Below are 7,692 nucleotides of genomic sequence, written 5' to 3' on the forward strand. Positions count from 1 at the left end.
CGGGACAACCAGAAGACGGCCTGACGCCCCATGACGATTACCGAAGCCCGCCCGGACAGCATTCACCACCGTATCGAGGAATGGCTTAACAGTGCGACCCATGGCATCGGAGCGGTGCTCAGTGTGATCGGGACCATCGCCCTGGTGGTGGCAGCCGGCCAGATGGGTGACGCCTGGAAAATGGTCAGTTTCAGCATCTTCGGCGCGACGCTGATCATGCTTTACATGGCCTCTGCGTTTTACCACGGCAGCCGCAGCCCCAGGCTCAGGTCTGTCTTCAAGACCCTGGACCACTGTGCGATCTTCCTGCTGATTGCCGGCACCTATACCCCCTTCCTGCTGGTGAACATGCGGGGCACCGTGGGCTGGACCTTCTTCTCCATTATCTGGTCCCTGGCCCTCAGCGGCGTCATCCTGAAAGTGGTCTTCAAACACCGGTTCCGGCTGGTGCGTGTGGGAATCTACCTGCTCATGGGCTGGCTGATCGTGTTTGCCTCGGCAGACCTGGTGAACAGCCTCAGTGAAACTGCCCTGCACCTCACCATCGCCGGCGGCCTGGTCTATACCGTCGGGGTGGTTTTCTACCTGCTGGACCGGATTCCCTATATGCACGCCATCTGGCACCTGTTCGTCATCGGCGGCAGTGCCTGTCATTTCAGCGCGATTTATTTCGGTGTTTTGCCCCACGTGGCCTGAATCTGGCGCCGGGGCTGACCGTTGATTAACATTTATTTGTTATATATTTTAATGGGATAAATACCCCCCTGTAACTGGCAGTTGTTCATGGCCCGAGCCCGGCAAACCCACGCTTTCGCTCTGTTCTTCCCGGCGGCTGCCCTGCATGGGGCCCTCGTTGTTCCGCTGACATTGCTGGCGGCCTACGGCGGCCTGGGCTGGCCACCCGGATTGCTGGGAGCCGGTCATGGCCACGAACTGGTATTCGGGTTCGCCCTGGCCCTGGTAGCCGGCTATACCCTTGGTCCCCAGCCACCCGGAAAGCTCTGGTTGCTGCTCGGGCTTTGGGTGGCAGCGAGGATCCTCTGGTTGCTGGCCCCTTCGTCCTGGCCGGGACAGCTGGCGAGCCCCGTTTTCGCGCTGATACTGGCGTGGCAGGTAGTACCACGGTTCCAGGCCGCGAAAAAATGGCGCAACCGGATTACCGGACCACTGATCCTCGTTCTGTGTCTGGTACCGGTGATATGGTTTGTCATTGACCGGCTGTTACCTGCTGTGTCCGTCACCCTGGCGGTAAGCACTACCACACTGATGCACTTCGGCGTACTGTGCCTGCTCCTGTTGATGACTTTCATGGGCGGCCGCCTGATCGCCCCCGCTGCAGCGGGCACGCTGGAGAAGAAAGGCATCACCCTGGAGGCCAGGGTACAGCCCCGCGTGGAAGCAGCGCTGATCATTACATTGCTCGCTGCCGCGGTGTGTTACCTGGTATCACCGGTGCGGATGCTCAGTGCCCCCCTGTTAATTCTTGCGGGCGTGCTCATCGCGCTACGTACCCTGCGCTGGAAACTTTGGCTATGCCCGGAGCGCCCTGACCTGCTCGTTCTTGCAGCGGGTTATGGCTGGCTGGCCACGGGCAGCCTGGTTACCGGTGCCGCCCTGTTACTGGGCCTGTCCCCGGCCGCAAGCCTGCATATGGTAACCATCGGCGCCCTCGGCACCCTGTCCACCAGCATCATGCTGCGACTGCACTTCCAGCGGCGTGAACGCCGCCCTCCTCCGGGCTACCTGGTGATCAGCCTGGGTACCCTGATGACTGTGGCCGCGATTACCCGTTTCATGGCCGGCCCATCGCCCTGGGCCTCGCCGTTTCAGCTGTGGCTTTCCGCGGGTGCCTGGTCCACAGCTTACCTGCTGGTTTTCGTGACCATGATCATCCCCCGGCGTGCCCCCGGAAAAATGGCCCCCCGGCACGTGTAATCAGTGATTACCTCCAATGACCCGGACCAGCACAAGGCTACCTCTTTGGGAATATAACCCATAACACACTGTTTTAATGGACTTATTAGGGCAGAAACACGCCCGTGACCGGAGCGTTTACCGGACCCGCATTCCCGGCGGACGTTCCTTGACCTTTATCAACCAGTGACCGACTCCCCATGACTACAGTCGCCCCATAGTACTCAAAATCAGCCACCTGGAGTGTGCAACTATGGTGACATCGGCTGTACCCGATAAAGGCGCCCAGAACCGGGCCCTGGCGATATCCACCTTCGCCTTCACACTGTGTTTCGCGGTGTGGACGATCTTCTCCATCATCGGCATCAAGCTGAAGCAGGATTTCGGCCTCTCCGATACCCAGCTTGGCCTGTTGATGGCGACCCCGATCCTGACCGGCTCAATAAGCCGCCTGTTCCTTGGCATCTGGACCGACCGGTTCGGTGGTCGCCGGGTATTCAGTATCCTGATGCTGATTACTGCGGCCTGCGTGTACCTGCTGACGTTTGCCACCAGCTACTACATGTTGCTGGTCGGTGCCCTCGGCGTCGGGCTCGCCGGCGGTGGGTTTATCGTCGGTGTCACCTACACATCGGCCTGGTTCGAACCGGGCAAACAGGGTACGGCCCTTGGTATTTTCGGCGCCGGTAACGTGGGCGCCGCGATTACCAACTTCGGAGCGCCTTTCTTGCTGGTGGCCCTGGGCTGGCAGAACACGGCGCTGGTCTATGCCACCGTGATGGCCGTCATGGGCGTGGCTTTCCTGTTCCTGGCCAAGGAAGATCCGCTGTCCAGTGAGAGAGCCGAGCGGCGGTCACAGTCGTTTATCGCCCAGCTCAGCCCACTGGCCGACCTGCGGGTATGGCGCTTCTCCCTGTACTACTTCTTCGTATTCGGGGCATTCGTGGCCCTGGCCCTGTGGCTTCCCCACTACCTGATCCAGGTCTATGGGCTGGACATCAAGACGGCGGGCATGATCGCCGCCCTGTACACCATTCCGGCTTCCCTGTTCCGGATCCTCGGTGGCTGGATGTCAGACAAGTACGGCGCTCGTCGGGTGATGTACTGGACGTTTATCGCATCCGCAGTCTGCACCTTCCTGCTGAGCTATCCCCCCACGGAATACGTGATCCACGGTATCAATGGCGATATCCGCTTCAGCCTGGCCATGAACCTGGCTGGTTTCGTTGCGCTTACCTTTGTGCTGGGCTTCTTCATGTCCCTGGGCAAGGCTGCGGTGTTCAAGCATATTCCGGTGTATTACCCGAAGAGTGTTGGCGCTGTGGGTGGCGTCGTCGGCATGATCGGCGGTCTCGGCGGCTTCTTCCTGCCCCTGACCTTCGGCATGCTCAATGACGTGATTGGTGTCTATCAGAGCACGTTCATGCTGCTGTTCCTGATCGTCTCTGTGGCACTGGCTTGGATGCACTACGCTATCCGCACCGCCGAGCGGGTCGAATGGACCGCCAGGGAAGAGAAAACCGACCTCCCGGAACTCTCCACGCCAAATGCCTTTGTGCTGGAAGACTGGCGCCCGGAAGACCCGGAGTTCTGGGAAAGCAAGGGCAAGAAGATTGCCAAGCGCAACCTGTGGATCTCCATCCCCAACCTGTTCCTCGCCTTCGCGGTATGGACCATCTGGAGCATCCTGGTGGTCAAGATGCCGCAGCTGGGCTTTGAGTACAGCTCCAACCAGCTGTTCTGGCTGGCCGCACTGCCCGCCCTTTCCGGTGCCACCCTGAGGATTTTCTACAGCTTCATGGTGCCCATTTTTGGGGGACGCCGGTGGACAGCGATTTCCACTGCCTCGCTGCTGCTGCCATGCCTGTGGATTGGCTTCGCCATCCAGAATACGGACACCCCGTACCTCATCATGCTGATCCTCGCCCTGCTGTGCGGGTTTGGCGGCGGCAACTTCGCCTCCAGCATGGCCAACATCAGTTTCTTCTACCCACAGGCCCAGAAGGGCGGTGCCATGGGCATGAATGCAGGCCTTGGCAACCTGGGTGTTTCGGGGATGCAGCTGCTTGGCCCGCTGGTCATTGCCACCAGCCTGTTCGGTCCCATCGGTGGTGATCCGCTCACAATCCAGGAAGGCGCCAATGCTGGCGACCCACTGTGGCTGCAGAATGCCGCCTTCCTCTGGGTACCGCTGATCATTATCGCGAGCCTGGCCGCCTGGTTCGGCATGAACGATATCGCCGATGCCAAGGCAAGCTTCAAGGAGCAGGCGGTTATCTTCAAGCGTAAGGACAACTGGCTGATGTGCTGGCTGTACCTGGGTATGTTTGGCAGCTTTATCGGGTTTGCCGCCGGCTTCCCGCTGCTCTCCGGCATGCAGTTCCCGAACGTGGACCCGGTGAAGTATGCCTTCCTGGGCCCTCTGGTCGGTGCACTGGCACGTCCGGTGGGGGGCATGCTGGCTGACAAACTGGGCGGTGCACGGGTTACCCTGTGGACCTTTGCGGTCATGATCGTGGGTGTGATCGGGGTTATCTTCTTCCTGCCAAGCGACCTGACGCCCGGCAGTTTCTGGGGCTTCTTCGGCTGCTTCCTGGTGCTGTTCATAGCCAGCGGCATTGGCAATGGCTCTACCTTCCGCATGGTACCGGTGATCTTCCGCAACCTGCTGGGTAATGAGATGCCGGGCAAGGCGGACGAGGCCCAGAAAGCGGCCAACCGGGAGTCCGCGGCGGTACTGGGCTTTATCTCTGCCTTTGCCGCCTATGGCGGCTTTTTCATCCCCAAGGCATATGGCACATCCATTGACCTGACCGGCGGGGTTGCCGCCGCCCTGATCGGCTTTATCGTGTTCTACGCCAGCTGCCTGGTCATGACCTGGTGGTACTACGCGAGAAAGAACGCACCCTCACCCTGCTGAACCCTTCCCACAAACAGCCCCCGGTTTCCGGGGGCTTTTTCGTTGCAGCCCCCGCAAATGGTCCACAGACGCCGGGACCATCAGTCGCCAGCCATACCAGTTTTAATCAAGCTACCCTATACCCTGCCCCGCAGTCGCATTAGAATCGCCGCGTCCTGTCCACCTGGAGCTGTTGTTATGTCTGCCGACCTGAGCCCCATGTCCGGGTTGCACCAGTTGCGCCGTATTGAATCCAGCAAGATTTTCCAGGGCGCGGTGATTGCCATCATCATCCTGTCCGCCCTCACCATCGGCGCCAAGACCTACGACCTTCCGCCGTTGGTGGAGAGCAGCCTGACGGTGATGGACAATGCCATCACCGTATTCTTCCTGATCGAGATCCTGTTCCGGTTCGCCGCGTGTCCCAACAAGAAACGCTTCCTGCTGGATGGCTGGAACCTGTTCGACACCCTGGTGGTAGTTGGCAGCCTGATCCCACTCAACAACGCCGATGCCGTGTTGCTGGGCCGCCTGTTGCGGGTCTTCCGGGTTTTACGCCTGGTTTCAGTGGTGCCGGAGCTGCGCTTCCTGATCAACTCCCTGCTCAAGGCCATCCCCCGCATGGGCTATATCGCCCTGCTGATGTTCATCATCTTCTACATTTACGCGGCCATGGGTTCCATGTTCTTCGCAAAGGTGGATGAAACCCTGTGGGGCGACGTGGCCATCGCCATGCTGACCCTGTTCCGGGTCGCGACTTTCGAGGACTGGACCGACGTAATGTACGCCACCATGGAGCAATATCCGCTCAGCTGGCTTTACTACCTGACGTTCATCTTCCTCACGGCCTTCGTGTTCCTGAACATGATGATCGGCGCGATCCTGGAGGTGATGAGCGAGGAACAAAACAGAAAGGAAGCGCAGAAGGCCCACGATGAGCGGGACGAGATGGCCCGCCAGCTCACGGCTATCCAGGCCCAGCTGAACGAGCTGTCAGATCAGCTGGGCCACGGCCGCCGGCCTTGATAGCAGGACCGTACCACCCGGCACCGGGAAACGCCGGGTGGTACAGCCTGGAATCAGAAAGGCACGGCCTTGGACATGGCCAGGTGGAAGATCAGCCCGACCTGCAGATAGGCCACCACCGCAGCCACTACCCGAACCGGCACACTGAACTTCGGCTTGATAGCAAACACGCCAGCAATGATATAGCCAATCAGCAGGAACACTTTCCAGGTCAGCCAGTCATTAACGAAGGGCATCCAGGGTGTGACAAACAACAGGCTGATGGCCGCCACCAGCAGAACCGTGTCGTTGGCATGGGGAATCCAGCGCAGCGGCGTTGTCCGCCAGCCCGGCTTGCCCACCAGGTCCAGCAACAAGCGCAGGGAAAACAGCACCACCGTGAGGTAGGCGGTGGTCATGTGCAGGTGCTTGAGTATTGTGTACGCCATGTTTTCCTTTCCGATCCAGTATGTTGGCCGCATTGTACGTGATACAGGGAACGATTACCTCCAAGCGGGTATAGCCACAACCGGTTAGCCGGCTTAATATATACACACAATACTCTTTTAAAGCGGAGGTCCGCGATGCAGGCCATATCCACACCCCGGAGTGCGCGTGCCGGCGCCAGCGCAGCGCAACTCTTTGCCTACCCGTTCCGCATCTTCTTTCTGTCGCTAACACTGCTTTCCCTGGTGGGCATCCCACTCTGGGTGCTGCAGGTGACCGGCACCATCCAGCTGCCCCTGGCCATGCCGGGCGTGCTGTGGCACCAGCACGAAATGCTGTTTGGTTTCCTGTCTGCGGCGATAGCCGGCTTTCTGCTTACCGCCGTCTGTGTCTGGACCGGTACCGAGCGTACCCACGGGGCCCGCCTGCTACTGCTCTGGGGCGTATGGGTAGCCGCACGGGTCCTGCTGACAGCCGGAGGTGACTTGCCGTACTGGCTGGTGCAGGGGGTCAACCTCGCCTTCTTGCCATTGGTCATGCTGGACGCCGGCTGGCGCATCTGGCATGCCCGCCAGAAACGTCAGCTGATGATCCTGGTGGTGCTGGGCTTGTTCTGGCTGATGCAGATAGCATTCGTGGTGCGCCTGGACCCGGTGTACGCCTACGGTGCACTGATCATGGGCATGGCACTGATCAGCATCGTCGGGGGGCGGATTACCCCCGCTTTCTCTGCGGGCTGGATGCGCCAGCGGGGGCTGCCGGCTGACCAGGTCAAAGTGATACCGGCGCTGGACATGGCTACGCTGTTTAGCATGGTGTTGCTGCTGGCATCACTGGTCACCGGCTGGGCCATGGTTACCGCCGGCCTCGCCCTGGTGGCCGCGACACTCATGCTGGTCCGTCTGTACAACTGGAAAGGCTGGCTGGTGCGCCAGGAACCCCTGTTGTGGATTCTGCACTTGTCCATACTCTGGGTCCCCGTGGCTCTGATATTGCTTGCTGGCACCCTTGTCGCCGGCTGGCCAGCCAATGCCTGGAGCCACGCCGCAGGCACAGGAGCCATCGCCTGCCTTATCCTGGGGGTGACTGCGCGGGTTTCACTGGGCCACACCGGTCGGCCCATGGTGCTTCCGAAAGGGATGGTGCTGGCATTCGTAGCCATTCACCTGGCTGCCCTGGTGCGGGTAGTCACCGCGTTCCAGGGACTCCCCTGGCACCTGGGCATCACCGCCAGCGGCATTTTGTGGGCACTGGCCTACGCCATCTTCCTGGCCCGGTATACCGTCGTACTGGCCAGTCCGCGAGCGGACGGCAAGCCCGGCTAGTGTCCCGTTTGGTTAATTCGCTGACCTACTGCGTGACGCTGGGGCCTCTGGCCAAGGCGCCAGTCCGAAGGTGTGGTGGTTCCACATCAAGGGCTGGCAACA

Annotated in this window: 6 protein-coding genes; 5 read left to right on the forward strand and 1 reads right to left on the reverse strand. The window is 60.4% G+C overall.

The window, feature by feature from the left end:
- Window positions 1-30: 30 nt before the first annotated feature.
- The 4 genes from trhA (at window position 31) to MLC59_RS06575 (ending at window position 5,839) form a co-directional block, all read left to right on the forward strand.
- Window positions 31-696, forward strand: coding sequence for a PAQR family membrane homeostasis protein TrhA (trhA, locus tag MLC59_RS06555; RefSeq protein WP_248232318.1), 666 nt, complete (start codon window positions 31-33; stop codon window positions 694-696).
- 87 nt (window positions 697-783) lie between these two features.
- Entirely contained in the window at window positions 784-1,935 is a 1,152-nt protein-coding gene (locus MLC59_RS06560; protein WP_248232319.1) for an NnrS family protein, read from the forward strand.
- A 232-nt stretch (window positions 1,936-2,167) separates the two neighbouring features.
- Window positions 2,168-4,834, forward strand: coding sequence for a nitrate/nitrite transporter (locus MLC59_RS06570; RefSeq protein ID WP_282450867.1), 2,667 nt, complete (start codon window positions 2,168-2,170; stop codon window positions 4,832-4,834).
- Between the two features lie 177 nt (window positions 4,835-5,011).
- On the forward strand, window positions 5,012-5,839 hold the full coding sequence (locus tag MLC59_RS06575) for an ion transporter (protein ID WP_248232322.1): 828 nt from the start codon (window positions 5,012-5,014) through the stop codon (window positions 5,837-5,839).
- A 53-nt stretch (window positions 5,840-5,892) separates the two neighbouring features.
- Here the strand turns inward: MLC59_RS06575 and MLC59_RS06580 are convergent, their stop codons facing one another.
- Window positions 5,893-6,267 carry a SirB2 family protein gene (locus tag MLC59_RS06580; RefSeq protein WP_248232329.1) on the reverse strand — a complete coding sequence of 125 codons (375 nt, stop codon included), beginning with the start codon at window positions 6,265-6,267 and terminating at the stop codon, window positions 5,893-5,895.
- Window positions 6,268-6,402: 135 nt separating this feature from the next.
- Here MLC59_RS06580 and MLC59_RS06585 point away from each other — a divergent pair, with 135 nt between their 5' ends.
- Window positions 6,403-7,590, forward strand: a complete 1,188-nt coding sequence (locus MLC59_RS06585) for an NnrS family protein (RefSeq protein ID WP_248232331.1) — start codon at window positions 6,403-6,405, stop codon at window positions 7,588-7,590.
- Window positions 7,591-7,692: the final 102 nt, after the last annotated feature.

This window comes from Marinobacter bryozoorum (assembly GCF_023156245.1).
Lineage (GTDB): Bacteria > Pseudomonadota > Gammaproteobacteria > Pseudomonadales > Oleiphilaceae > Marinobacter > Marinobacter bryozoorum.